This is a genomic window from Microbacterium sp. NPDC096154 (genome assembly GCF_040302945.1).
Lineage (GTDB): Bacteria > Actinomycetota > Actinomycetes > Actinomycetales > Microbacteriaceae > Microbacterium.
This window is the reverse complement of sequence record NZ_JBEOSM010000009.1, coordinates 50,429-74,966: the sequence shown is the minus strand read 5'-3', so window position 1 is coordinate 74,966 and position 24,538 is coordinate 50,429. Positions and strand designations below refer to the sequence as shown.

Annotated in this window: 20 protein-coding genes; 7 read left to right on the top strand and 13 right to left on the bottom strand. The window is 72.7% G+C overall.

Features of this window, described 5'->3' with window-relative positions; all coding sequences use genetic code 11:
• Positions 1–67 precede the first annotated feature (67 nt).
• The gene (locus tag ABTW64_RS12870) at positions 68–1,027 is read right to left on the bottom strand and encodes a 1,4-dihydroxy-2-naphthoate polyprenyltransferase (protein WP_502892339.1); all 960 of its coding nucleotides are present in this window, start codon (positions 1,025–1,027) and stop codon (positions 68–70) included.
• A gap of 142 nt (positions 1,028–1,169) precedes the next feature.
• Here ABTW64_RS12870 and ABTW64_RS12865 point away from each other — a divergent pair, with 142 nt between their 5' ends.
• Together ABTW64_RS12865 and ABTW64_RS12860 are read left to right on the top strand one after the other, a co-directional pair.
• Positions 1,170–3,101 carry an FAD-dependent monooxygenase gene (locus ABTW64_RS12865; RefSeq protein ID WP_350623024.1) on the top strand — a complete coding sequence of 644 codons (1,932 nt, stop codon included), beginning with the start codon at positions 1,170–1,172 and terminating at the stop codon, positions 3,099–3,101.
• Positions 3,102–3,136: 35 nt separating this feature from the next.
• Positions 3,137–3,625: a MarR family winged helix-turn-helix transcriptional regulator gene (locus tag ABTW64_RS12860; protein WP_350623022.1), complete on the top strand. Its 489-nt coding sequence runs from the start codon at positions 3,137–3,139 to the stop codon at positions 3,623–3,625.
• A gap of 97 nt (positions 3,626–3,722) precedes the next feature.
• Here ABTW64_RS12860 and ABTW64_RS12855 read toward each other — a convergent pair whose 3' ends face one another.
• Positions 3,723–5,039, bottom strand: a complete 1,317-nt coding sequence (locus tag ABTW64_RS12855) for an MFS transporter (protein ID WP_350623020.1) — start codon at positions 5,037–5,039, stop codon at positions 3,723–3,725.
• 163 nt (positions 5,040–5,202) lie between these two features.
• Here ABTW64_RS12855 and ABTW64_RS12850 point away from each other — a divergent pair, with 163 nt between their 5' ends.
• Positions 5,203–6,348, top strand: a complete 1,146-nt coding sequence (locus tag ABTW64_RS12850) for a PQQ-dependent sugar dehydrogenase (RefSeq protein ID WP_350623018.1) — start codon at positions 5,203–5,205, stop codon at positions 6,346–6,348.
• A 132-nt stretch (positions 6,349–6,480) separates the two neighbouring features.
• Here ABTW64_RS12850 and ABTW64_RS12845 read toward each other — a convergent pair whose 3' ends face one another.
• From ABTW64_RS12845 to ABTW64_RS12815, 7 genes are all read right to left on the bottom strand, one after another.
• The gene (locus ABTW64_RS12845; RefSeq protein ID WP_350623016.1) at positions 6,481–7,632 is read right to left on the bottom strand and encodes an AMP-binding protein; all 1,152 of its coding nucleotides are present in this window, start codon (positions 7,630–7,632) and stop codon (positions 6,481–6,483) included.
• Positions 7,633–7,652: 20 nt separating this feature from the next.
• The gene (locus ABTW64_RS12840) at positions 7,653–8,960 is read right to left on the bottom strand and encodes a hypothetical protein (protein WP_350623014.1); all 1,308 of its coding nucleotides are present in this window, start codon (positions 8,958–8,960) and stop codon (positions 7,653–7,655) included.
• Between the two features lie 65 nt (positions 8,961–9,025).
• The gene (locus tag ABTW64_RS12835) at positions 9,026–9,379 is read right to left on the bottom strand and encodes a hypothetical protein (protein WP_350623012.1); all 354 of its coding nucleotides are present in this window, start codon (positions 9,377–9,379) and stop codon (positions 9,026–9,028) included.
• Between the two features lie 141 nt (positions 9,380–9,520).
• On the bottom strand, positions 9,521–10,432 hold the full coding sequence (locus ABTW64_RS12830) for a 1,4-dihydroxy-2-naphthoyl-CoA synthase (protein WP_350623010.1): 912 nt from the start codon (positions 10,430–10,432) through the stop codon (positions 9,521–9,523).
• A 232-nt stretch (positions 10,433–10,664) separates the two neighbouring features.
• Positions 10,665–11,474, bottom strand: a complete 810-nt coding sequence (locus ABTW64_RS12825) for an LLM class F420-dependent oxidoreductase (RefSeq protein ID WP_350623008.1) — start codon at positions 11,472–11,474, stop codon at positions 10,665–10,667.
• Positions 11,475–11,549: 75 nt separating this feature from the next.
• The gene (locus ABTW64_RS12820; RefSeq protein ID WP_350623006.1) at positions 11,550–12,527 is read right to left on the bottom strand and encodes a permease prefix domain 1-containing protein; all 978 of its coding nucleotides are present in this window, start codon (positions 12,525–12,527) and stop codon (positions 11,550–11,552) included.
• Positions 12,524–12,865, bottom strand: a complete 342-nt coding sequence (locus ABTW64_RS12815; RefSeq protein WP_350623004.1) for a PadR family transcriptional regulator — start codon at positions 12,863–12,865, stop codon at positions 12,524–12,526. The genes ABTW64_RS12820 and ABTW64_RS12815 overlap by 4 nt, the downstream gene beginning before the upstream one ends.
• 71 nt (positions 12,866–12,936) lie before the next feature.
• Here ABTW64_RS12815 and ABTW64_RS12810 point away from each other — a divergent pair, with 71 nt between their 5' ends.
• The gene (locus tag ABTW64_RS12810) at positions 12,937–13,431 is read left to right on the top strand and encodes a GNAT family N-acetyltransferase (RefSeq protein WP_350623002.1); all 495 of its coding nucleotides are present in this window, start codon (positions 12,937–12,939) and stop codon (positions 13,429–13,431) included.
• A 64-nt stretch (positions 13,432–13,495) separates the two neighbouring features.
• Complete coding sequence (locus ABTW64_RS12805; protein WP_350623000.1) at positions 13,496–14,482, top strand: o-succinylbenzoate synthase; 987 nt, start codon at positions 13,496–13,498, stop codon at positions 14,480–14,482.
• A 190-nt stretch (positions 14,483–14,672) separates the two neighbouring features.
• Here the strand turns inward: ABTW64_RS12805 and ABTW64_RS12800 are convergent, their stop codons facing one another.
• The gene (locus tag ABTW64_RS12800) at positions 14,673–15,305 is read right to left on the bottom strand and encodes a TetR/AcrR family transcriptional regulator (protein ID WP_350622998.1); all 633 of its coding nucleotides are present in this window, start codon (positions 15,303–15,305) and stop codon (positions 14,673–14,675) included.
• Between the two features lie 128 nt (positions 15,306–15,433).
• Here ABTW64_RS12800 and ABTW64_RS12795 point away from each other — a divergent pair, with 128 nt between their 5' ends.
• Together ABTW64_RS12795 and ABTW64_RS12790 are read left to right on the top strand one after the other, a co-directional pair.
• Positions 15,434–18,217, top strand: a complete 2,784-nt coding sequence (locus tag ABTW64_RS12795; protein WP_350622996.1) for an MMPL family transporter — start codon at positions 15,434–15,436, stop codon at positions 18,215–18,217.
• On the top strand, positions 18,214–20,460 hold the full coding sequence (locus ABTW64_RS12790; RefSeq protein WP_350622994.1) for a YhgE/Pip domain-containing protein: 2,247 nt from the start codon (positions 18,214–18,216) through the stop codon (positions 20,458–20,460). The genes ABTW64_RS12795 and ABTW64_RS12790 overlap by 4 nt, the downstream gene beginning before the upstream one ends.
• Before the next feature lie 62 nt (positions 20,461–20,522).
• Here the strand turns inward: ABTW64_RS12790 and ABTW64_RS12785 are convergent, their stop codons facing one another.
• The 3 genes from ABTW64_RS12785 to ABTW64_RS12775 are packed head-to-tail and all read right to left on the bottom strand — an operon-like array spanning position 20,523 to position 24,414.
• Positions 20,523–22,589 carry a PTS fructose transporter subunit IIABC gene (locus tag ABTW64_RS12785; protein WP_350622992.1) on the bottom strand — a complete coding sequence of 689 codons (2,067 nt, stop codon included), beginning with the start codon at positions 22,587–22,589 and terminating at the stop codon, positions 20,523–20,525.
• 56 nt (positions 22,590–22,645) lie between these two features.
• Positions 22,646–23,641, bottom strand: coding sequence for a 1-phosphofructokinase family hexose kinase (locus tag ABTW64_RS12780; RefSeq protein ID WP_350622990.1), 996 nt, complete (start codon positions 23,639–23,641; stop codon positions 22,646–22,648).
• The gene (locus ABTW64_RS12775) at positions 23,638–24,414 is read right to left on the bottom strand and encodes a DeoR/GlpR family DNA-binding transcription regulator (RefSeq protein WP_350622988.1); all 777 of its coding nucleotides are present in this window, start codon (positions 24,412–24,414) and stop codon (positions 23,638–23,640) included. The genes ABTW64_RS12780 and ABTW64_RS12775 overlap by 4 nt, the downstream gene beginning before the upstream one ends.
• Positions 24,415–24,538: the final 124 nt, after the last annotated feature.

Below are 24,538 nucleotides of genomic sequence, written 5' to 3'. Positions count from 1 at the left end.
ACACACGCACATTGGTGTGAACTCGGCGGGGCGACCCTCTCCCCGGCGCAGTAGCTCCGCCGAGGGATCAGGCCACGAAGGCCCAGAACAGGAATCCGGCGTATGCGAGGGACGTCAGCGACGTCAGCGCCAGCGCGGTGATCAGCTCGCGCGGGGTGCGGTACGTCCAGACGATCAGGATGGCCGGACCGGCCGCGAGCAGGGCGAGCGACGCGAGCCACGCGACGGGATAGAAGAACGCGAGGTACCAGCTGATCGCGAAGGCGAGCAGCACGAACGCGGTGAACAGCACCTGCGTCCAGCGCCGCCCGATCACCACGCTGAGCGTGCGCTTGCCGACGCGGGCATCCTGCTCGATGTCGCGCAGGTTGTTGGCGAGCAGCACCGCGCAGGCCAGCAGACCCGCCGCGACCGCGCCGAACCACGCCTCCTGCGGCAGCGCCATCGCCTGCACCCAGGTGGTGCCGAGGGTGGCCACGAGGCCGAAGAAGACGAACACGAACACCTCGCCCAGCGCGTTGTACCCGTACGGCCGCTTGCCGCCCGTGTAGAACCACGCCGCGACGATGCACACCAGCCCGACGATCACGAACCACCACTGCTGCGTGCGCACGGTGACCGCAAGGCCGACCAACGCCGCGATCCCGAAGAACGCTATGGCGGCGAGCAGCACCGCGCGCGGCCGCACGCGGCCTGAGGCCGTCAGGCGAGCGGGACCGACGCGGTGGGCGTCGGTGCCGCGGACACCGTCGCTGTAGTCGTTGGCGAAGTTGACGCCGATCTGCAGCGACACCGCGACCGCGAGGCACGCGAGCGCGAGCACCCAGTGGAACACGTCCCCGACGAGGATGGCGGCCCCCGTGCCGATCACCACCGGCGCGACCGCGAGCGGCAGCGTGCGCAGGCGGGCGGCCCCGATCCAGTCGGCGGCCGTCACCGGCCGGGCCGTGGGCGATGCGGCCGTGCGGCCCACGCCGCGCTTGGCCGGATTGCCGCTGATTCCACGCCTGTTCCTGCTCTTCGCCACGAGTCCCGATCCTACGGCCGCCCGCACATCCGGAAGTCCGCCACTTGCATCGTTGGGGTACTGAGCAATATCCTCGTGCTCGTCGCACGGACGCGACGCCGACGCCGCCCCGACCCGAGGGCGGAGATCAAAGGGGATCCGCATGCAGTACTTCCAGCACGGCTACCACCCGGGCGACCCGACCATCGCGCCCGCCGCCGACACGACCTGGACGCCGGGCCTTCCCGACGAGGTCGACGTGCTGATCGTCGGCACGGGCCCGGCCGGTCTGGTGCTCGCGGCGCAGCTCGCGCGCTTCCCCGGCATCCGCACGCGCATCGTCGAGCGCCGCACCGGCCGCCTGCTGCGCGGCCAGGCCGACGGCGTCGCCTGCCGCTCGGTCGAGATGTTCCAGGCATTCGGCGTCGCGCAGAAGCTGCTCGCCGAGTCGTACTGGGTCAACGAGACGATCATGTGGCAGCCCGATCCCGGCAATCGTCAGAACATCGTGCGCACGAGCCGCGTGCAGGATGTCGAGGACGGTCTGAGCGAGATGCCGCACGTCATCATGAACCAGGCACGCGTGCACGACTACCTGCTCGACTCGATGCGGGCGCAGCCGTCGCGGCTCGAGCCCGACTACGGCTGGGCCTTCCAGTCGCTCGAGGTCGACGACGCGGGCGAGTTCCCGGTGGCCGTCACCCTCGCCCACATGGACGGGCAGGGCGAGACCGGCCGCACGCGCACGCTGCGCGCCAAGTACGTGGTCGGCGCCGACGGCGCACGCAGCGGCGTGCGCAAGGCCATCGGCCGCTCGCTCTCGGGCGACGCGGCGAACCACGCGTGGGGCGTCATGGACGTGCTCGCGAACACCGACTTCCCCGACCTGCGCTACAAGACGATGATCCAGTCGGACGGCAAGGGCTCGATCCTGATCATCCCCCGCGAGGGGGGCCGTCTCGCTCGCCTGTACGTCGACCTCGGCACGGTGACCGAGCAGAACCGCGAGAGCCTGCGCGGCATGTCGGCCGAGCAGATCGTCGAGGTCGCGAACGCCGTGATGCACCCGTATTCGCTCGATGTCCGCGAGACCGTGTGGTTCTCGGTCTACGAGGTCGCCCAGCGCATCGCCGACGGCTTCGACGACGCGGCCGGTCGCGGCCGGTCGCCGCGCGTGTTCATCGCGGGCGACGCGTGCCACACCCACAGCGCCAAGGCGGGCCAGGGCATGAACGTGTCGATGCAGGATGCCTACAACCTGGGCTGGAAGCTCGCCGCGGTGCTCGAAGGCCGCTCGCCCGCGTCGCTGCTCGAGACGTACGACGCCGAGCGTCGCCCCATCGCGCAGGAGCTGATCGACTTCGACAAGGAGTGGTCGGCCATGCTCGCCCAGCCCGCCAAGGATCCCGACCACCCGGAGCGCGGCGGCGTCTCGCCGGAGGAGCTCGCGGAGTACTGGACGCGCCAGGGCCGCTACACGGCAGGCGTCGCGGCGCGCTACACGCCGTCGCCCCTCACCGGCACGGCCGAGCACCAGCACCTGGCGGCGGGCTTCGAGATCGGCACGCGGTTCCACTCGTCGCCGGTCGTGCGCGTGGGCGACGGGCGCCTCATGGAGCTCGGCCACACGCACGAGGCCGACGGCCGCTGGCGCCTCTACGCCTTCGCCGACGCGGACGAGTCGAAGCTGCGCGCGCTGTGCGAGTGGCTGGCGACGGATGACGAGTCGCCGGTCGTGCGGTCGCGTCGCGCGGGCGACGACATCGACGCCGTGCTGGACGTGCGGGCCATCCTGCAGGCGCACCTGCACGACATCGACTTCCTCTCGCTCCCCGACATCCTGCGGCCCCACAACGGCGCGCTGGGACTCATCGACTACGAGAAGGCCTTCACCGCCGCGCCGATCGGATCGGCCGTCACCGCGGGTATCGACGTCTTCCGCGACCGCGATGTCGACCGCGCCGCCGGGGCGCTCGTCGTCGTGCGGCCCGACCAGTTCGTGGCGCATGTGCTGCCGCTCGACGCGCACGCGGAGCTCGCGGCGTTCTTCGCCGGCATCCTGACGCCCGCCGCGGAGACGGCGCGCGTCGGCTGAACGGCCGCCCCTCGCGGGTGCGGCAGGATAGCGCCATGACCACGTCGCCCGCGCCGGTCCCCGAGGCGGCCGGCTCCTCCCCCCACCCCGCGGCCTATACGGGTCACCTGCTGCGGCGCGCGCAGCAGGTGCACCTGGCCGCGTGGAACCGCCACGTGTCGCTCGAGTACACGAGCACCCAGTTCGCGGCGCTGTCGATGATCGCCCGGCGGCCGGGGATGTCGCAGGCCGATCTCGGCGCCGAGCTGGATCTCGATCGTTCCACCATCGCCGACCTCGTGCGACGGCTCGTCGCGCGTGAGCTGATCCACCGCGACCTGCATCCGGAGGACCGGCGCCGCAAGGCGCTCGCACTGACGGAGCGGGGCCGCGCGGCCCTCGCCGAGCTGCAGCCCCGCGTGGCGGCCATCGAGCCGCTCGTGACGGGCGGGCTCGACGCCGCGCAGCGCGCGCAGCTGCGAGACCTGCTGGAGGCCGTGCTCGCCGCCGCCGGCGAGAGCGGCCTGCTCTCCGCCGACCGCTGACCCGAACGCGAAGAGGGAGGGACGCCTGTGCGTCCCTCCCTCTTCGGGTCAGCCTTCGGTCAGCCTTTCGGGTCAGCCGAGTGCGCCCGACCCGGCGTCAGCGGCCGAGTTCGCGCAGCGGCGTGCGGAACGTCTCGCGCGAGGTCGCAACCGAGATCGCCGACAGCACGCACGCGATCGAGGTGTAGAGCGCGGCGGGCCACCAGGACGCCCCGGTCGCATCCGACCACGCCTGGATGATCGACGGCGAGAACCCGGTCAGCACCAGCCCCAGCTGCAGGCCGACGGCCATGCCGGTCACGCGGAAGCGGACGTTGAACATCTCGCTGAAGAAGACGGGGTACACCGCGTTCGTGGCACCGAGCGAGAGCGTGATGGTGAGGAAGATGCCCACGTAGATCATCAGCACGTCGGCCGAGCCCACAGCCCAGAAGAACTGCCAGACGGTCACCGCGCCCAGCAGGTTGCCGCCGATCAGCACGGGCTTGCGGCCGATCCTGTCGCTGAGCGCCGCGAACAGCGGCTGCGAGATGAGCGCGGTCGCGTAGCCGAACACCACGGCCCAGAGCATGACCGAGGGGTCGATGCCCACCACGTTCTTGGCGTAGGCCAGGCCCCACACCGGCACGGTCGAGCTGATCACGAGCAGCAGCGCCGCCACGATCACCCGCACCACGTCGCCGGGCTGGTTCTTCAGCACGTCTCCCAGGGGCACCTTGGCGATGTGCCCCTGCTCCTTCTCGGCGACGAAGGCCTCGGGATCGACCAGAGCCCGACGCACGATCACGCCGACGATCACGAGCACGGCGCTCGCCCAGAAGGGCACGCGCCATCCCCAGCTGTAGAGGGCGTCCTCCGGCAGTGCGGCCACGCCCAGGAAGGCGAGGGTGGCCAGGATGTACCCGACCCAGATGCCGTTGACCATCCATGACGTGTAGAGGCCGCGGCGACCCTCCGGGGCGTGCTCCAGCGTCAGCGAGGTGGCGCCCGATGCCTCGCCGCCCACGCTCAGGCCCTGCATGATGCGCAGCAGCACGAGCATGGCCGGGGCCCACAGGCCCACGGTCTGGTACGTCGGCAGGCAGCCGATGAGGAACGTGGCGACGCCCATCACCAGCAGCGTGAGCATCATGATGCTGCGGCGACCGAAGCGGTCGCCGATCCAGCCGGCCAGCACGCCGCCGAGCGGACGGGCGACGTACGCGACGCCGTAGGTGCCGAGCGACAGCAGGAGGCCCGTGGCGCCCTGGTCGGGGAAGAACACCTGGGTGAAGACCAGGGTCGCTGCCGACGCGTAGATGTACATGTCGTAGTACTCGAGGGCTGAGCCGATGAAACCGGCCACCGAGGCTCGTCGGCCATGCGAGGGGACGCCGGTGGCCCGGGTCAGCACCGTCGGATCTTGTGTCGTCATCGACTGCTCCCATTTCGTTGGGGTACACACCATTGTGGGCGCTGGCCAAGATAGCAGAATTCAGACGCCCATGCCCACCGGCACGGGACATCGCCGCGCACGAAGTCGGCACAACCCCTGGGATGCCGCGTCGCGAAAGGGCATGCTCGACGAAGGAGGATGCATGAGTTCCCGTCGCTTCGGCCCCCTGGCGCTGGGCGTGTCTGTCGCCGCACTTCTCGCGGCGTGCGCGCCTGCGACCGACGAGCCCGCCACGCCGACGGCCTCGGCTCCGACGGCGCCGACACCGGAGTCGACGACCGAGGCGTCGCGCATCCCGTCGGCGTCGGCGAGCGCGGCGCCGTCCCCGACCGCCCCGCACGACGTGGCGATCGGCCTCGATGCGCCGTGGTCCGTCGCGATCGACGGCGATGCCATCCTGATCAGCGAACGCGACTCGGGGCGCATCCTGCAGCTGCTCCCCGACGGATCGACGCGCGAGGCGGGCGTCGTCGCCGACGTCGTGCACGGCGGCGAGGGCGGGCTGCTGGGTCTCGCGTTCGACGACGCGGACCGGCTCTACGCGTACTCCACAGGGCCGGATGGCAACCGCATCCAGCGGTTCGCGATCGCGGGCGCACCCGAGGCCCTGCAGCTCGGCGAGCCCGAGACGATCCTCGACGGGCTCCCGGCGGGCTCCCGCCACAACGGCGGCCGCATCGCGTTCGGCCCCGATGGCATGCTCTATGCCGCCGTGGGCGACGCCGGCGATCCCTCGCTCGCGCAGGATCCGTCGTCGCTCGGCGGCAAGATCCTGCGCATGACGCCGGATGGGCGGCCGACTGTCGGCAACCCGGATGACCAGTCGCTCGTCTACTCGTCCGGCCACCGCAACGTCCAGGGACTGGCGTGGGCCGCCGACGGCACGATGTTCGCGACGGAGTTCGGTCAGGACGCGTGGGACGAGCTGAACCGCATCACGGCGGGCGGGAACTACGGCTGGCCCACGGTCGAGGGGGCCGGCGGCGAGGGCCGCGGCTTCGTCGACCCGCTGCGACAGTGGCCGACCGCCGAGGCGAGCCCGAGCGGCATGGCGATCGTCGACGGCGTCATCCTGATCGCGAACCTCCGCGGCGAGCGCCTGCGCGCTCTCACGGTCGCGGCGCCCGAGCACGGCGCCGACCTCCACGCCGGAGAGTTCGGCCGCCTCCGCGATGTGGTCGTGACGCCGGACGGGGGCATCTGGATCGTGACCGGCAACACCGACGGCCGCGGCACCCCCCGCCCGGGCGACGACCGCATCGTCCGCATCGACCTGCCCGCCGGCTGACCCGACCGCCCCGAGCCTCGACACCACGCAGGAACGCTCGGCGCCTGCCGCGTGACGGTGCGACCTCGGCGCCCCGACGAGCACCGCCCGCAGGCCGGCAGCGCGCAGCCCCGACGCGCTCAGCGCTCGGTGCTACGCGCGCCCTTCGGCAGCCAGGCGCGTCAGCGCCCGGCGGTCGGGCTTGCCCGAGGTCAGGCGGGGCAGCTCGTCGAGCAGCAGGATGCGCGCCGGCCGCGCGGGCTTGCCGATCCGCGCGGCCACGGCCGCGCGGGCCGCGGCGAGCGCGGCCTCGGGGTCGGCCACATCGGCGCGGGGCGCGACGAGCACCGGCGCCTCGCCCCAGCGCTCGTGGGGCGCTCCCACCACGACGGCCCCGGCGAGGCCGGCGACCTCGCGCACGACGCGCTCGACGCGGTCGAGCGAGACGTTGACGCCGCCGGACACGATCACGTTGTCGATGCGGCCCGTCACACGCACGAGGCCGCCCGCGACCTCGCCGGCGTCGCCGGTGCGGTACCACCGGGCGCCGGCGGCGTCTCGCACGAACACCCGATCCGTCAGAGGGTCATCCCCCAGGTAGCCGTCGGCCAGTGTGGGGCCCGCGATGCGCAGCTCGCCGTCGACCGTCGCCACGCGCACGCCGTCGAGGGGCACTCCGTCGTACACGCAGCCGCCCGCCGTCTCGCTGGAGCCGTACGTGCGCACCACCTGCGCGCCTAGCGCGGCGGCGCGTTCGCGCAGCGCGACAGGCAGCGACTGCCCGCCCACCAGGATGGCCTCGAACGACGCGAGCGCGCGCCGCACGTCCGCATCCTGATCCGCCGCCTCGACGAGGGTCTGCAGCTGCGCGGGCACCAGCGACGTGTAGGTCGGCACGCGCTCGCCGCCGCGCGACGAGTGCATGCCCGAGACGACATGCGCGAACGCCCGCGGTGTGAAGCGCCCCGACAGGATCGCGGGCTCGGTTCCCTGAACCAGCGACCGCACGAGCACCTGCACACCCGCCACGTATCCGGCGGGCAGGGCGAGCAGCCATTGACCGGCCCCGATGCGCTCCGCGGTCGCGAGGGCGCTCGAGGTGAGGGCCGACCGCGACAGCACGACGCTCTTCGGCACGCCGCTCGATCCGGACGTCGTGACGACGACCGCGGTCCCCGCAGGCACCTCGTCAGGCAGCAGACGCTCCCCCGCCCCCAGCGCGACGGCCGGCCCGGCTCCGAGCGCGGCGCGCAGCGCCCGCAGCACGTCGCGCGGGTCGTCGCCGTCCAGTCGATCGAGCCTCATCCCCGCCCGACGCTATCGCGTCAGGCGGTCACACGCTGCTTGCGCGACGAGCGACGCGACTCCTCCGGAGCGCCGGAGGCGGCCTTCGCCGCGGCCTCGGCGGCGCGCGCCGCGAGGAACAGTCCCTCGCGGTTGAGATGCCGCGAGTACCGGGCGTCCAGGTAGAGCACCGGCACATCGCCCGCCGCCTCGATCAGCGCCGGATAGAGCTGCTCCTTGATCGGGCCGGAGCCGCCTCCGTAGACGTAGACGACCTCGGTCGACTCGCCCGACTGGCTGAGCGTCTCGCTGAACGCGCGACGGATCTGCTCGACGAGGTGCTTGATGTCGGGCTCCACCAGCCGCTGCGCCCGCTGGTGCCGCGTGCGCTGCAGCACGGTGGGCTTCGTCTGCAGGAAGTCGGCCAGTTGCTTGCGGCTGGTGAACCGCAGGTCGGCCTCATCCTGTCGGTCGAGGGCGTTCTCCAGGATGGTGCCGTAGCCCATGTCGAGGGTCGAGGCGGCCTCGGCGTTGAATCGGCCGGCCGTGAACACCGGGAAGTTCACCGTGCCCTCGCCCACGTCGATCCCGATGGTGTTCTGCGCCTCGACCAGGTCGGCGCCGGTCACGCCGGGCAGGATGCCGGGCTCGCGCGAACGCAGGTCGGCGAGCAGCGCGCCGGCCAGCGGCTCACCCTTCTCGGTGATGGCGAACTGCGCGGACGCACCCTCGGCGACCACCTGCACGTCCACGAACTCCAGGCGCACGCTCACCGGCGTGTTGAAGTTCTTGATCGTCACGAGGTGAACCGCCGACCCCTTCGCGCCGACGAACTCGCCCGCATAGCTGAAGCGGCGCGCGACGAACTCGCTGATCGGCAGCGCGAGGCCCGCGCGCACCTCCACGCGCAGCTCACGGTCGGGCAGCGAGCCCGTGGCTCGCACGTGGTCGCGCAGCGCCTTCGCCGCGAAGACGCCGAGCACCAGGATCTTGCTGAGCTGCTGATCGGCCTTGCTCGCGTGCCCCTCGTGCACCTCGAACTCCGAGAAGACCGAGCCCCGCACGCTCAGCGCGGCGCGCCCGAAGATGCGACGGTCGCTGTCGCCCACCAGCGGAGACGAGAACGAGGCGTCCAGTCGGTTGTAGAGATCCTGCTCGGCCTCCGCCATCACCTGCGGCGCCTCCGCGTCCTCGATCGGGACCTTCGGAGACTGCCGCGGGGTCGCCACGATCGCGCTGGGCAGATCGATCCGATCCCGCACATCCGTGTCGGTGTTAAGGATCATCCCCTTGACGTAGCCGTTGCCGACGTCGATGCCGCCGGTGAGGTGGATGGTGTCCGAGCTCATGGAGTGGATTCCCTTTCGTTGGGCGTGCCTTTTCGTTGGGCGGGCGGGTCAGCGGCCGCCGTGGTTCACAGGCCGAGCAGGTCGTCGATGGCGGCCGACGCGGCCTGAGCCGCCGCATGGGATCGGCGGGTGGGCGCCGGCATCGGCGGCTCCTCCGCGGGGCTCTGCACGGGCGCGACGGGGGCGGGCTCGAGCGCGGCGGCGCGCGCATCCGGAACGGCGACCGGCTCCGGCACCGCGCTGAGGGGCTTCACCGGGCGGTTGGCGACATCCACGAAGCCCTCGCGTTCCACCGACTCGCGGATCAACCGGCGCACCGACTCAGACGCCGAGTGCTGCATGCCCAGCCACTCGATCACGGAGACGTCGGCGACCGGAACGGTGATCTGCACCTTGCGGGTGGATGCCGATTCGGCCATGGACGCGTTCCTCCAGCGGTATCTGCCGACGAGCGCCGCACGCGGAGATGCGTGCGTCATCGTGATCCTAATATGCCGCGATACAGGAGGGGGAACGGTGGCGTGCGGGGACGGCGGGCAGGAACGCCGCCGCCCTGCTCGTCAGAAGTGCCAGGGGAAGGGCGACCAGTCGGGCTCGCGCTTCTCGAGGAACGAGTCGCGGCCCTCCACGGCCTCATCTGTGCCGTACGCCAGGCGCGTGGTCTCGCCCGCGAACACCTGCAGCCCCGGCAGGCCGTCGTCGACCGCGTTGAACGCGAACTTCAGCATCCGGATCGCGGTGGGCGACTTGGTGAGGATCGTGCGCGCCATCGCCAGCGCCTCGCGCTCCAGCTCGGTGTGGGGCACCACGCGGTTCACGGCCCCCATCTCGTACATGCGCTGCGCCGAGTGCTCCTCCGCGAGGAAGAACACCTCGCGGGCGAACTTCTGTCCGATCTGGCGCGCGAAGTACGCCGAGCCGTAGCCGGCGTCGAACGAGCCGACGTCGGCGTCGGTCTGCTTGAAGCGGCCGTGCTCGGCCGAGGCGATCGTGAGGTCGCACACCACATGCAGCGAGTGCCCGCCGCCTGCCGCCCAGCCGGGCACGACGGCGATGACGACCTTCGGCATGAACCGGATGAGCCGCTGCACCTCAAGGATGTGCAGGCGACCGGCGCGCGCGGCATCGGTCACCGACGTCTCGTCCTCGCTGTACTTGTAGCCGTCGCGACCCCGGATGCGCTGGTCGCCGCCCGAGCAGAACGCCCAGCCGCCGTCCTTGGGGCTCGGTCCATTCCCCGTGAGCAGCACCACGCCGATCCGCGGATCCTGCCGGGCCGTGTCGAGCGCGCGATACAGCTCGTCGACCGTCGCGGGGCGGAAGGCGTTGCGCACCTCGGGTCGATCGAAGGCGATGCGGGCGATCCGGCCGTCCTTCGAGACGTGGGCGGTGATGTCCTGGTATCCCTCCGAGCCCGGAGCGGCATCCCACTCGGCCGCGTCGAACAGGTCGGAGACGAAGGTGTCGGTCACCCCACCAGCCTACGGCGGCTCGAACCCGTCGATCCGGGCCGCCGTCACGGGACGGCGAGCCCGGGCATGTCCCACTTGTGGCCGTTCTGCACGGCCGACAGGGGCCACAAGTGGGACACGGCCGCGGCGATATGGGCCACAAGCGGGACACGCCCCGCCTCGGCCCGGCACCGCGCGATCAGCCCACGCCGGGGGTCTCAGCGACGCCGCGGGGTCAGTCCACGCGCGGGCGTCAGCCGTTGACGCCGTCGCGCCAGGCGAGCCAGCGCCGCACCAGGTCGACGTCGATCTCGGGGCCCGAGACGTTGAGGGTGAACAGGCGCACGCCGGCGTCGAACAGCGCCTGCGCATCCTGCTCATCTCGGCCCTTGAGCTCGTTGGAGATGACCAGGTCGCTCGTGTCGCGCTGCTCCCTCTCGGCCCAGCGGGCGATCACGTCGAGCTTGCCCGGCAGCTCGTCGGTCGTCACGAAGCTGTGCCAGATGTCGGCGTGACGCGCGACGAGGCGCAGCGTCTTCTGCTCGCCCTTGCCCCCGATCAGGATCGGGATGTCCCGCGTGGGAGCGGGGTTCAGCTGCGCCCAGCGCGCCTCGACGCGCGCGAGGCCCTCTGCCAGGGCGTCGAGTCGCGTCCCCGGCGTGCCGAACTCGTAGCCGTACTCGGCGTAGTCACGCTCGAACCAGCCCGCGCCCGTGCCGAAGATGAAGCGCCCCGCCTCGCCGCCCTTGCGCGAGATGTGGTCGATCGTGCGGGCCATGTCGGCCTGCAGGTCGGGGTTGCGGTAGCTGTTGCAGTTCACCAGCGCACCGAACTCCACGCGCTCGGTCTGCTCGGCCCACGCGGCGAGCATGCTCCAGCCCTCGAAGTGGGTGCCCTCGGGATCGCCCGACAGCGGGTAGAAGTGATCCCAGTTGAACAGGATGTCGACGCCCAGGTCCTCGAAACGCGTCACCGCGTCGCGGATCACCGCGTACGAGGCGTGGTGCTGGGGTGCGAGCTGCACGCCGAGGCGCAGCGGGATGTCGGTCGAGAAGTCAGGCATGGCGCCAGGCTAGCGGCGCGCGAGAGGGGCGGGCTCCGGATGGCACGCATCCGGGCCCGCCCTCGCCGCGGGCGCTCAGGCGACCGACCGCGTGCGCCGATAGGAGTCCCACGCCGACCAGGCGCCGAGCACCGCGATACCGGCCCCGAGGATGACGCCGAGCACGTCGACGGTCTGGGGAGCCGCGTCGCCGAAGGCGTGCGTGACGAACGCCGCGTTCAGCAGCAGCCCGTTCGCGAGCAGGACGAGAGCCGCGGCGGTGACGGCCAGCGAGAGGATCGCGTTCGCCAGCCCCATCCACGTCGCCCAGCGTCCCGCGAGGTGCGCGAGGAGGGTGAGCACCGCGGTGACGAGCGCGGTGCCGACCGCGATCGCGAAACCCCATGGCCACAGGTCGGGATGCAGCACGGGCAGCGGCTCGCCCCCGGTCTGGCTGTGCGGGATGAACGCGATCCAGCGGTCCCAGGCAAGCGCGGCGGCCATGACCACGGCCGCGACGAAGGCCATCGCCACTTCGCCGAACTGCGCGCGACGGTGCGCCGTGAGCGGCAGCATGTCGACGCTCCAGACGCCCAGCTCCTTGCCCTTCGGGGCGCCGAAGCGCTCGACGAGCGCGAACGCGAGAGTGACCCAGAAGAACACGTGCACACCGGCCGTGAGGGCGCTCGCGATGCCCGCGCCGACCCAGCCGCCCGGGGCATCGCCGCGCAGCCCGGCGCCGAGCACACCGGCGAAGGCGCCGATCGGCACGACGATCCAGAGCAGCAGGACGAGCAGGCGCTTCCAGTCGGAGAAGTAGCGCGGGCCGATCAGATGCAGTGGCCGGTCGGCGTATCCCGCGGCCAGGACGGCGGGGTCCCCCATGGCCGTCAGCACGGCTTTCTCTGCGTCCGCGGGGCTCTCGCCGGCGGCCACGCGGTCGTCGATCTGGTCGCGGATCGAGGCGGTCAGCTCCTCTGCGTAGTCGTGGCGCTGGTCCGCGGGCAGCGACCGGGTCGCCGCCTCCACGTAGCGCGAGGTGAAGTCGTCAGAGGTGAGGGGTGCGGCAGTCATTGGGGTCCTCCCGTGGTGAGGGTGTCCAAGGCGGTGGCGATCGCGCGCCACTCGGCGGTGAGCGTGTCGGCGAGGCCGTCGCCGGCCTCGGAGGTGCGGTAGAACTTGCGCGGCCGAGCCTCGTCGGTGTTCCACTCGCTCGTGAGGTAGCCCTGCTTCTCCAGGCGGCGCAGCAGGGGGTACAGCGTGTTGGCGTCGGTGTCGAACCCGCGCCGCTCCAGCTCCTCCAGCAGTCCGTAGCCGTAGCCGGGCGTTCGGAGCAGCAGCAGGCACGCGAGCACGACGGTGCCACGCCGCAGTTCCTGGCGGTGGTTCTCGACGTCGTCGCGAGGTGTCATGTCTCACACCATACTGTGTGCCACACACCATTACAAGACACACATTGACATGCGCTCACTAGGGTGGTCGCATGCAGACCCTCCCTGACGGCGCCGTGCTGCGCCGCGCCACCCCGACCGACGTCCCCGGCATCTTCGCCTTGATCCGGGAGCTCGCGGTCTACGAGCGCGAGCCGGATGCCGTCACGGGCACCCCGGAGATGCTGAGCGCCGTGCTCTTCGGCGACCGGCCCACGGTGTTCGCGCACGTCGTGGAGAGCGACGGCGAGGTGGTGGGCATCGCGATCTGGTTCCTGAACTACTCGACATGGACCGGGCTGAACGGCATCTACCTCGAAGACCTCATCGTGCGCGAGTCGCACCGGGGCCGCGGCTACGGCCTCGCGCTCATGCGCGCCCTCGCCCGCGAGTGCATCGAACAGGGCTACGGGCGCTTCGAGTGGACCGTCCTCGACTGGAACGAGCCGTCGATCCGCTTCTACCGCCAGCTCGGCGCCGTGGGCATGGACGAGTGGACCGTGCAGCGCCTCGACGGCCCCGCCCTGGCGGCGCTGGCCGGGAGCTGAGCACGGCGGCGCGCCACGCCGCCGCGGCAGGACCGGTCGGTGCGGGGCACGGCAGGATGGACGCATGGACGCGCAGCTGACGGACATCCTGGACGCGGTGCGAGTGGTCTCGCTGCCGCTCGCGACGCGGTTCCGGGGGGTCGACCATCGCGAGGCGGCGCTGATCCGCGGCCCGGAGGGGTGGGCCGAGTTCTCGCCGTTCCTCGAGTACGACGACGACGAGGCCGCCACCTGGCTCGCGGCCGCGATCGACTTCGCGTACGCGCCGCAGCCCGCCGCGGTGCGCGCCGACATCCCGGTCAACGCCACGATGCCCGCGGTGGCGGCGGAGCGCGTGCCGGAGGTGCTGGCGCGCTACGACGGCTGCCGCACCGTCAAGGTCAAGGTCGCCGAGCGGGGACAGACCCTGGCCGATGACGTCGCGCGCGTGCGCGCCGTGCGCGACGCGATGGGCCCGGAGGGGCGCATCCGCGTCGATGCCAACGGCGGATGGAACGTCGACGAAGCGGAGCACGCCGCACACGCGCTGGCCGAGTTCGACCTGGAGTACCTCGAGCAGCCGTGCGCGACGGTCGACGAGCTGGCCGAGCTGCGCGCACGGCTGCGGCGGTGGGATCTGCCGGTCGCGGCCGACGAGAGCGTGCGCAAGGCGCAGGATCCGCTCGCGGTCGCGCGCGCCGATGCGGCCGACCTGATCGTCGTCAAGGCCCAGCCGCTGGGCGGCGTGCGCCGTGCGCTCGACATCGTCGCCGCGACGGGTCTGCCGGCCGTCGTCTCGAGCGCGCTCGACACGTCGATCGGACTGTCGCAGGGCGCGGCGCTGGCCGCGGCGCTGCCGGCCCTGCAGTTCGACTGCGGCCTGGGGACGGCGTCGCTGCTGGCCGCCGACGTGGTCGCCGAGCCGCTCGCGCCGCGCGGCGGGGTCATCCCGGTCGGGCGCCTCACCCCCGACGAGGCGCTGCTGGACGCATACGCGGCGTCGCCCGAGCGCCGGGCCTGGTGGATCGACCGCATCACCCGGTGCCACGCGGCTCTGACCGCCCGCGGCTGACACCCGCTGTCACGACGCCACCTGCCTCACACGGACACCCGGAACCCGCTGCCACACGAGCCCGTGTCCCAGTTGTGGCCGCTTACGGTCCACCCGTGTCCCAGTTGTGGCCGCTATTCGTCCGCCGAACCGGCCACAAGTGGGACATGCCTCCCGAGGCAGCCCCCGTGACGGGATCCCGAACCTCGCGTCAGCCCTGCTCCACGATGAGGTGACCGATGCGACCGACCTCCCGGGCGCGCAGCTCGAGCAGCTCCTTCTCGGGCAGGCCCGCGATGATCGCGCGGCTGGAGACGCCCTCCCACGCGGTCAGCACGATGCGAGCGGCCTCCTCGGGCGAGAGCGCGAAGCGGAGTCGCTTGGCGTGCGCGATGTCCTCGATGAGCTGCGCGACCTCGCGCACCATGCTCTCGTCCTGGGCGATGAACGCCTCGGCGACCTTCTCGTCCCGCATCGCGCGATTGCGGATCTCGCTCATCAGCAGCACGCCCAGTCGCACATCGCCCGGCACGTCGAGAGCCTCCACCAGGCCCACGGTGTCGGTGGCGTCGGCGCCGCTCTCGATCAGCGTCGCGACGCGCTCGCGCACGGCCTCCACCTGCTGGCTCACGAACCGGCCGGCGAGCTCGAGGAAGAGGTCGTCCTTCGACTCGAAGTTGGAGTAGAACGCCCCACGGGTGAATCCGGCGCGCTCGCACACGGCCTCCACCGACGCCTCCCCCAGCCCGACCTCGGCGAACACCTGCGCGGCGGCGTCGAGCAGGCGCGCGCGCGTGTTCTCGCGGCTTCGGGTCACGGGCTTCGCGACATCCGGCTGGCTCATCGCGGCTCCTCGCATCGATCCATAGGCAACGCCCAGCACAAGTTGCTGAGGCGGCTATTACGATACACACTTGTATCGGATACAGCGTTGTATCGAACTCCCGTCCTTTCCGCTCCCGGAGGCGCCCTGTGTCCACCCTGCTGTACTCGCTCGGCCGCTGGTCGTACCGCCACCCGTGGCGCGTGCTGCTGAGCTGGCTGCTCATCCTTGCCGCCGTCGGGGGCGCCGCGGCGGGTCTCAGCAAGGGCTTCGACAACGCGTTCTCGATCCCCGGCACCGAGGCGCAGGAGGGCCTGTCGCAGCTCAGCCGCACGTTCCCCCAGGTCTCGGGCACGAGCGCGCAGTTCATCGTGGTCGCCGCCGAGGGCGACGACATCACCGACGCCGCGTACCGCGATCCGATCGAGGACACGGTGTCGGAGCTGCAGGATGTCCCGGGCGTCTCGAGCGCCACGTCGCCGTACGACGAGATGGTCACGGGCATGATCTCGGACGACGACACCGCCGCGATCGCGCGCCTGCAGTTCGAGGGCACGATGACCGATGTCACCGCCGACGACAAGGAGTCGCTGCACGACGTGGTCGACGGACTCGCCGACCGGCTGCCCGACGGCGCGCAGGTGGCGCTCGGCGGCGAGCTGTTCGCCACCGAGCTGCCCACGGTCACGATCACCGAGGCGGTCGGCGTGATCATCGCGCTGCTGGTGCTCATCATCACGTTCCGCTCGTTCGTGCTCGCGGGCCTGCCGCTCGGCGTCGCGCTCATCGGTGTCGGCGTCTCGCTGCTCGGCCTCGTCGCGGCGACCCAGTGGGCGACGGTCTCGGCCACGACGCCGATGCTCGCCCTCATGCTCGGCCTCGCCGTCGGCATCGACTACGCGCTGTTCATCGCGGCGCGGCACCAGGACCAGGTGCGCGACGGGATGGATCCCGAGGAATCGGCGGGGCGCGCGACGGGCACCGCGGGATCCGCCGTCGTGTTCGCCGGCGTCACGGTGCTGATCGCGCTCATCGGCCTCGGGTTCGCGAACATCCCGTTCCTGACCACCATGGGCATCGCGGCCGCCGTCGCGGTCGCGATCGCCGTGATGATCGCGGTCACGCTCACGCCGGCGCTGCTCGGGTTCGTGAAGCACCGCGTCGTGGGGCGCGTGCCCAAGCGCCGCGCCGACCGCGACGGCGCACCCCGCCCGGGCTTCGCGACCCGCTGGGTCGGCATGGTCACGCGTCACCCGATCGTCACGACCGTCGCAGTCGTGCTCGGCCTGGGCCTCCTGGCGGCTCCGGTCGGCAGCCTGGCCCTCGCGCTGCCGAACGCCGGCGTGCTGCCCAAGGACAACGAGGCCCGGATCTCCTACGACCTCACGTCGGAGCACTTCGGGGCGGGCTTCAACGGGCCGCTCGTGCTGACCGGCACCATCGTGACCTCGACGGACCCCGTGGGCCTGATGGACGACCTGAAGGACGAGGTCGAGGCCATCGACGGCGTCAAGGAGGTCGCCCTGGCGACCCCCAACGAGACCGCCGACACCGGCATCGTGCAGGTCGTGCCCGAGACGGGACCGGACGACCCCGCCACGAGCGACCTCGTGCGCGAGCTGCGGGCGCACCACGACGAGTGGCTCGACGAGTACGGCATCGATCTCAAGGTGACCGGGAACACCGCGGTCGGCATCGACATCTCCGACCGCCTCGGCGGCGCGCTCATCCCGTTCGGCATCTTCGTCGTGGGCCTGTCGTTCGTCCTGCTGATGATCGTGTTCCGATCCGTCTGGGTGCCGCTCAAGGCCGCGCTCGGCTACCTGCTGTCGATCCTCGCCGCGTTCGGCGTGGTCGCCGCGGTGTTCTCGTGGGGCTGGGGCGCCGAGCTGCTCCACGTCAGCCGCACCGGGCCGATCATCGCGTTCATGCCGATCGTGGTGATGGGCGTGCTGTTCGGCCTCGCGATGGACTACGAGGTGTTCCTGGTGTCGCGGATGCGGGAGGACTTCGTGCACGCGGCCCGCAAGCGCGGCGCGACGCGCGAGGTCGCGGTCGACGCGGTGCGCACAGGCTTCGCGGCATCGGCCCGCGTCGTCACCGCCGCGGCGATCATCATGTTCGCCGTGTTCGCGGCGTTCGTGCCGGAGGGCGATTCGAACATCAAGCCGATCGCGCTCGCGCTCGCCGTGGGCATCGCGGTCGACGCCTTCGTGGTGCGCATGACGCTCGTGCCCGCCGTGATGGCGCTGCTCGGCGACCGGGCGTGGTGGATGCCGCGCGCGCTCGACCGCATGCTGCCGCACTTCGACATCGAGGGCGAGGCGGTGGAGCGCGAGCGCGCGCTGGCCGACTGGCCCGCGCCCGGGTCGACCGCGGTGATCGCGTCGGATGACCTGGAGGTCGCCGTCGACGAGCACGTGCTGGCGTCGGGCGTGACCCTGCGGGCGGAGCCCGGCGAGGCGATCGTGCTGACCTCGGCCGATCCGCGCTCGGCGCGCGCCGTCGGCCTCGCCATCGCGGGCCGCACCGCGCCGACGGGCGGCCTGCTGCGCGTCGCGGGACATCTGCTGCCCGGCCGCGCCGCCTGGGTGCGCACCCACGTGGGGCTCGCGCTGCTCGCCACCACCGACGCCGACGAGCCCGTGCGCACCGCGCGCCTGGCGGTCCGCGGCGGCACGCGCCTGGTCGTGATCGACGGCGCCGGGGCGCTCGATCCCGCCGCCCGCGACCAGATCGCCGCGGTGCTGCGCGATGCCGCGCACGCGCTGGCCCCCACTCCCCTGACGGTGGTGCTGACGGGCGGCGACGCCCGTGCCGCGGTCCGCCTGCTGCACGACGCGGGCTGGGACCACGTGCACCAGCACGACGTCGGCCCTTCCGCTCTCGCGGCCCACTCGGCCGCACCTTCCCCCCTCGAGGTGAACGCATGACCCGCTTCCGCAGCCTGGCCGTCGCCGGCATCGAACGCGCGCGCAGCGCGAAGCCCGTGACCTGGCTCACCGTGGTGGGCGTGCTGCTGCTGCCGGCTCTGGTCGGCGGTGTGCTGGTCGCCGCGCTCTACAACCCGACCGACCGTCTCGACAACATGACGGCGGCGATCGTCAATCTCGACGAGCCCGTGACCATCCAGGATCAGTACACCCCGCTCGGCCGCCAGCTCGCGGCCGGACTGGTCGAGGGATCCGACGACATCGGCAGCAACCTCACCTGGGTGCTGTCGAACGAGGAGGACGCGGCCGAGGGCATCCAGGACGGCACCTACCAGGCCGTCATCACCATCCCCGAGGAGTTCTCGGCGGCGGCGACGTCATCGGGCCAGAAGCTCTCGGGCGAGGACGAGGAGCCCCAGCAGGCCACCATCGAGGTGCTGACGGCACCGGATGCGCGCCTGGCCGATGAGGCCATCACGAGCCAGATCGCGTCGGTCGCGACATCGTCCATGGGTCGCATGCTCTCGGAGGCGACGCTGTCGAACATCCTCGTGGGGTACACGACTCTCGGCGAGCAGCTCGGCGAGGCCGCCGACGGCGCCGCACAGCTTGCCGACGGAGCGGGCGAGGCCCGCAACGGTGCGGATGAGCTCGCGAACGGCGCTTCGCAGCTCGGCACGGGCGCGGGCGAGCTCGCCTCGGGGGCGGGGCAGCTGGCCGGCGGAGCGGGTCAGCTCGCCGGCGGCGCGTCGGAGCTCTCGGGCGGCGCGGCCGCGCTCGCCGACGGCGTGAGCGGACTCGGGGGAGGCGCGAGCGAGCTCGCCGACGGCGCGACCCGGCTGTCGAGCGGCGTACGCGACCTCGCCGCGGGCCTTGCCGGTGACGGCTCGGCCGAGAATCCCGGCCTCGCGCCGAGCCTGCACGGCGTCGCCGACGGCGCCGATCAGCTCGCGACGCAGCTCAGCACGGGCGCCTCCACGATCGAGACCCAGGGCCTCGTGCCCACGGAGCTGACCGGCGGCGCGGCAAGCGTCGCCTCGGGTCTCGACGCGCTCAGCCGCAACTGCGCCTTCTCCGGCGCCGGCGCCGAGTTCTGCCAGCAGCTCGCGGCGCTCGCGACCGGTGCCGCCGGCACCTCGGGCGGCCTCTCGCAGCTCGCGACGCAGCTGCCCGCCGAGATCGCGGGTCAGCTGCGCGCGGCCGCCGGCGGCGCGGGCACCCTGGCAGATGGCGCGGGCAGGCTCGCCGCCGGCGCCGACACCGCTGCGGCCGGCGCCTCGCAGCTCGCGGACGGCGCCGGCGAGCTGGCCGACGGCGCGACGCAGCTGTCGCAGGGCGCGGGACAGCTCGGCGCGGGCGCGTCGCAGCTGTCGCAGGGCGCCTCTGAGCTCGCGACCGGCGCGGACGGCGTGGCCACGGGCACTGCGCAGCTGGCGTCGGGCGCCGGCGAGCTCTCGACCGGCGCGGGGCAGCTCGCGACGGGCACCAGCCAGCTCGGCGACGGCATCGGCGAGCTCTCGACGGGCACCCGGTCGCTGGCGGACGGCCTTAACCAGGCCACCGAGCAGATCCCGTCCTACACGGAGCGCGAGGCGGAGGACCTGGCGACGGTGATCTCGGATCCCGTCACGGCGTCGGCGGGCGACGACGTGTCGCTGTTCGGCGCCTCCGCGGTGCCGCTGCTGGCGGCCGTGGTGCTGTGGTTCGGCGCGCTCGCGACGTTCGTCGTGATGCGCTCGGTCACCGCGCGTGCGCTCACGTCGCGCCGCGCGTCGGTGCTGCTGGCAGGCGGCGCGCTGCTGCCGGCCGCGGCGATCGGCGCCGTGCAGGGCCTGCTGGTGGGGATCGTGATCCAGATCGTGGGGGGCTACGAGCCCGGCACGGCGGGCGCGCTGTTCGCGCTCTGCACTCTGATCGGCGTCGCGTTCGCCGCCGTGCACCAGGCGCTGGGCGCGGTGCTCGGCGGGGCCGGTCGCTGGCTCGCAGCGCTGATCGGCGCCGCGGCTCTCGCGACGGGAATCGTCTCGACGCTGCCGGGATGGCTCGCGGAGCTCGCCGACATCCTGCCGACGTCGCCCGCCTACCGCTCCCTGCTCGGCGTTGTGACCGACGCGGGCGGCACGGGCGGTGCCATCACCGCCCTGCTGGTGTGGGCCGCGCTGTGCTTCGTCGCCACGACGCTCGCGGTCGCCCGCAGGCGCACGATCTCGTCCAAGGCTCTGCTGGCCGAGACGCCCGCGTAGTCGCGACGACGAGAACGGCCCGGTCCCCTCGCGGGGCCGGGCCGTTCGCATGCGCAGGGGCGTCAGACCGCCATGGCCGCGCGGTCGGGCGCCTCGGACGAGCGCCGGCGCGCGAAGCGCTTGAGCGCCACGACCGCGAAGCCGCCCACCAGCACGCCCGCGAGCAGCGCGACCGCGAAGCCCCACAGCGGGTCGATCGCGAAGAACACGAACGCCCCGCCGTGCGGGGCCCGGGACCCCACCAGGAACAGCATGCTGAGGAAGCCCGTGACGGCACCGCCCAGCATGGAGGCCGGGATCACCCGCAGCGGGTCGGCGGCCGCGAACGGGATGGCGCCCTCCGAGATGAACGACAGCCCCAGCAGCCACGCCGCCTTGCCGTTCTCACGCTCCGGGGCGCTGAAGCCGCCGCGGTCGAGCACGGTCGAGGCGAACGCCATCATCAGCGGCGGCACCATGCCCGCGGCCATCACCGCGCCCATGATGTAGAACGGCACGGGGTTGGCGTCGGACGCGGTGCCGAGACCCGCCACGGCGAACGCGTACGCCACCTTGTTGATCGGCCCGCCCAGGTCGAAGCACATCATCAGGCCCAGGATGACGCCCACGAGCGGAAGCAGGCCCGACGCCGCGAGCCCGTTGAGGCCGTCGGTCAGGGCCGTCATGAGCGCCGCGATGGGCGCTCCGAGGAACAGCACGAGCAGGCCGCTCGCGAAGATCGATCCCAGCAGCGGGATGATCACGACCGGCATCAGGCCGCGCAGCCAGCGAGGGACCGTGAGCGATCCGAGCCACCATGCGGCGAGACCTGCGAGCAGTCCGCCGACGATGCCGCCGATGAATCCGGCGCTGGTGAGCACCGCGACCGATCCGGCGACGAATCCGGGCGCGATGCCGGGACGGTCGGCGATCGCGAAGGCGATGTACCCCGCGAGCGCGGGCACCAGGAAGCTCATGGAGACGCTTCCGATCGCGAACGACACGGCGCCGAGGTACTGCAGCAGCCCGCCCTCGGGCAGGTTCCACAGCGCGTTCTCGACGGCGATCTGGTTGGCGACCTCGTTGATCCGGTAGCCGCCGAGCAGGAAGCCGAGGGCCAGCAGCAGACCGCCGCCCGCCACGAACGGGATCATGTACGACACGCCGGTGAGCAGGATGCGCTGGATGCGCGCGCCGGGCGACTCGACCTTCGCGGGGCCTGTCTCGGCTGCGCCGGCGCTTCCGCTCACCCGCTCCGCAGCCGGGTCCGACGCCGCTCCGGCCGCGAGCCGGAGCAGCTCGGCGGGCCGCTCGATGCCCGCCTTGACCGCACGCCGGATCACCGGCTTGCCCGCGAACCGTTGGGGCTCGCGCACGTCGACGTCGGTCGCGAACACGACCGCGTCCGCCGCGGCGATGGTCTCGGGATCGATCGCCGTGTAGCCGCTGGATCCCTGCGGCTCGACGTGGAACTCGACGCCTGCCTTCTGCGCGGCGGCGGTGAGCGCGTCGGCGGCCATGTAGGTGTGCGCGATGCCCGTCGCGCACGCCGTCACAGCGACGATGCGCGCCGGACGCCCCTCGACCAGCAGCGTGTCGCCGGATGCCGGTCCCGACCCGGCCGGGCTCGCGGGCGACGCGGCCGGAGTCTCGGGCGCGGCAGCGCCCTCCGCTCCCTCCTGCGCCTCCTCGCCGATCGCCGCGCGCACGATGCCGACGGCCTCGTCCGCGCTGGTCGCCCCGCGCAGCGCCGCGAGGAAGTCCTCGTCCATCAGGTGGCGGGCGAGCGACGACAGCACGGCCAGGTGCTCCTCGGCCGCGGTGTCGGGGGCGGCGATCATGAAGACGATGTCGCTGGGCTCGTCCTCGGCGCCGAAGTCGACGCCGGGGTTCAGCCGCGCGAACGCGAGGGACGCCTGCGTGACGACCGCGCTCTTGGCGTGCGGGATCGCGATGCCGCCGGGCAGGCCGGTGGCGTCCTTCTGCTCGCGGTCCCACGCGGCCTGGTAGAGCGCCTCGGCGTCGGTCGCGCGCCCCTCGGCCGCGAACCGCGCCGCGAGCGCCCGCAGCACGCTCTGCTTGTCGGGCCCGAGATCCTCGTCGAGGCTTACGAGCCTCGACGTGATGGTGGACGGGGTGGTGGTGGACACTTCTCCTCCTCGAGGTGTGGCGGTGTGCCGGGCGCGGGGGCGTCCGGCGCACGGGGTCAGGTGAGGTCGCGCACGGGGACGTCCCCCGCGGGCAGGTCGGCGGGCGTCGCCAGCTGGGTGCCCGGCAGCGCCGCTGTCGCGGAGCCATGACGGATGGCGGAGCGCAGGCGGCCTGCGGCGTCCTCGCCCGCGAGATCGGCGAGCAGGTAGCCGGCCAGGGCGCTGTCGCCCGCACCCACGGTGCTGCGCACGTCGGTGGGCGGGGGCGTCGCGATGCGCACGCCGTCGGCATCGGCCAGCACGGCGCCCGCCCCTCCGAGCGTGACGAGCGCCGCCCGCACCTGGTGCGGCACGATGGCGCCGACGAGCTGGCGCACGGCGGCCGGATCGGACGCGACCTCCCGGCGCAGCGCCTCGGCGCGGCGCTCGGCCTCCTCGGGCGCGAGCGGACGCGGGGTGCGCATCGACCCGAGCACGAGCTCGATCAGCTCTTCATCGTTCGGCTTGATCAGGTCGACGGCGCCGCATCCGACCGCCTCGACCAGAGCGGGGCCTGAGGTGTCGACCGCGATGCGCGGCGGACGCGATGCACGCGCCCGCACCGCCAGCATGACGTCGACGTAGAAGTCGGAGGCCACCCCGGGCGGCAGCGACCCGCACAGCGCAAGCCACGCCGCACCGTCCGCGGCTTCTACCACCGCGTCGATCAGCGCGGCGGCCTCGCCCGCCGACACCGCCGCGCCGGGGAGGTTGATCTTCGTGGTCTCGCCGTCGGCGTCGGTGATGGCCAGGTTGGCGCGAGCGTGGCCGGCGACGGGCACCGCGCGCAGCGGCAGCTGATGGATCAGGGTGCCGTACGGATCGTCCGAGGCCAGCGGGAGCACCGCGGTGACCGGCGCGCCCGCCGCCGCGACCACGCGGGCGACATTCACGCCCTTGCCACCGGCGTCCTCGCGGGCCGAGCGTGCCAGCTGCACCTCGCCCGGCTGGAGCGGCTCGTCGAGCACGATCGTGCGGTCGAGCGCGGGGTTCATGGTGAGCGTGACGATCATGCGACCCGCACCTCCACGCCGGCTGCGTCGAGCTCGCGCGCGAGGTCCCCCGTGGGCGCCTCATCGGTCACAAGCACGTCGAGCTCGTCGAGCGCGGCGAAGCGGCGCAGCGACTCGACCTCGAACTTCGAGCGGTCGGCCAGCAGGATGACCCGCCGCGCCGCGCGCACGATCGCGCGCTTCACATCGGCCTCTTCCGGATCGGGCGTGCTGACGCCGAAGCCCGCGGAGAGCCCGTTCGCGCCGATGAACGCGACGTCGGGGCGCAGGGCGTCGATCGCCGCCACCGTGCCCGCCCCGACCGCCGCGCCCGTGACGCCGCGCACGCGCCCGCCGATCGTCGTCAGCTCCGTCATCCCGGCGCTCGTGAGCGCCGCCGCGAGCACGACGGAATGCGTCACGACGTGCGTGTGCGCGCCGGCTCGCGCGGGCAGCAGGTCGGCGAGCGCCCCGGTGGTGGTGCCGGCGTCGAGCAGCACCGACCCCGTGAACGACGGCCCGATCGCGGCCAGCGCCCGCTCGGCGATCGCGCGTTTGGCCGCGCCACCGCGCGCCAGACGCTCGCGCAGGTCGCTCTCGGCCGCGCTGCCGCGGTCGGCCGCGACCGCGCCGCCGTGCACGCGCCGCAGGGCGCCGGCCTCCTCGAGCAGCGCGAGGTCGCGGCGCACGGTCTCGGTGGTGACCCCCAGGCGCGCCGCCAGGTCGGTGACCGCGACGCGCTGCTCATCCTGCAGCACGCGCTCGATGAACTCTCTGCGCTCCGTCGCGTACATGGCTCTCCTCGCCCCGGTCGCCGTCGTCGCCGGACAGAGAGAAATTACAACCGATTCCCACAGAAAGCAACACATTCACAGATCGACCGCGCCTGGGAATGGCCGCAGCAGAACGCGAAGCGGC

Bases quoted from the DNA above. Each gene is read 5' to 3' on its own strand.
- ABTW64_RS12865 (WP_350623024.1), top strand. From the start codon at position 1,170: ATGCAGTACTTCCAGCACGGCTACCACCCGGGCGACCCGACCATCGCG.
- ABTW64_RS12860 (WP_350623022.1), top strand. From the start codon at position 3,137: ATGACCACGTCGCCCGCGCCGGTCCCCGAGGCGGCCGGCTCCTCCCCC.
- ABTW64_RS12855 (WP_350623020.1), bottom strand. From the start codon at position 5,039: ATGACGACACAAGATCCGACGGTGCTGACCCGGGCCACCGGCGTCCCC.
- ABTW64_RS12850 (WP_350623018.1), top strand. From the start codon at position 5,203: ATGAGTTCCCGTCGCTTCGGCCCCCTGGCGCTGGGCGTGTCTGTCGCC.
- ABTW64_RS12845 (WP_350623016.1), bottom strand. From the start codon at position 7,632: ATGAGGCTCGATCGACTGGACGGCGACGACCCGCGCGACGTGCTGCGG.
- ABTW64_RS12840 (WP_350623014.1), bottom strand. From the start codon at position 8,960: ATGAGCTCGGACACCATCCACCTCACCGGCGGCATCGACGTCGGCAAC.
- ABTW64_RS12835 (WP_350623012.1), bottom strand. From the start codon at position 9,379: ATGGCCGAATCGGCATCCACCCGCAAGGTGCAGATCACCGTTCCGGTC.
- ABTW64_RS12825 (WP_350623008.1), bottom strand. From the start codon at position 11,474: ATGCCTGACTTCTCGACCGACATCCCGCTGCGCCTCGGCGTGCAGCTC.
- ABTW64_RS12820 (WP_350623006.1), bottom strand. From the start codon at position 12,527: ATGACTGCCGCACCCCTCACCTCTGACGACTTCACCTCGCGCTACGTG.
- ABTW64_RS12815 (WP_350623004.1), bottom strand. From the start codon at position 12,865: ATGACACCTCGCGACGACGTCGAGAACCACCGCCAGGAACTGCGGCGT.
- ABTW64_RS12810 (WP_350623002.1), top strand. From the start codon at position 12,937: ATGCAGACCCTCCCTGACGGCGCCGTGCTGCGCCGCGCCACCCCGACC.
- ABTW64_RS12805 (WP_350623000.1), top strand. From the start codon at position 13,496: ATGGACGCGCAGCTGACGGACATCCTGGACGCGGTGCGAGTGGTCTCG.
- ABTW64_RS12800 (WP_350622998.1), bottom strand. From the start codon at position 15,305: ATGAGCCAGCCGGATGTCGCGAAGCCCGTGACCCGAAGCCGCGAGAAC.
- ABTW64_RS12790 (WP_350622994.1), top strand. From the start codon at position 18,214: ATGACCCGCTTCCGCAGCCTGGCCGTCGCCGGCATCGAACGCGCGCGC.
- ABTW64_RS12780 (WP_350622990.1), bottom strand. From the start codon at position 23,641: ATGATCGTCACGCTCACCATGAACCCCGCGCTCGACCGCACGATCGTG.
- ABTW64_RS12775 (WP_350622988.1), bottom strand. From the start codon at position 24,414: ATGTACGCGACGGAGCGCAGAGAGTTCATCGAGCGCGTGCTGCAGGAT.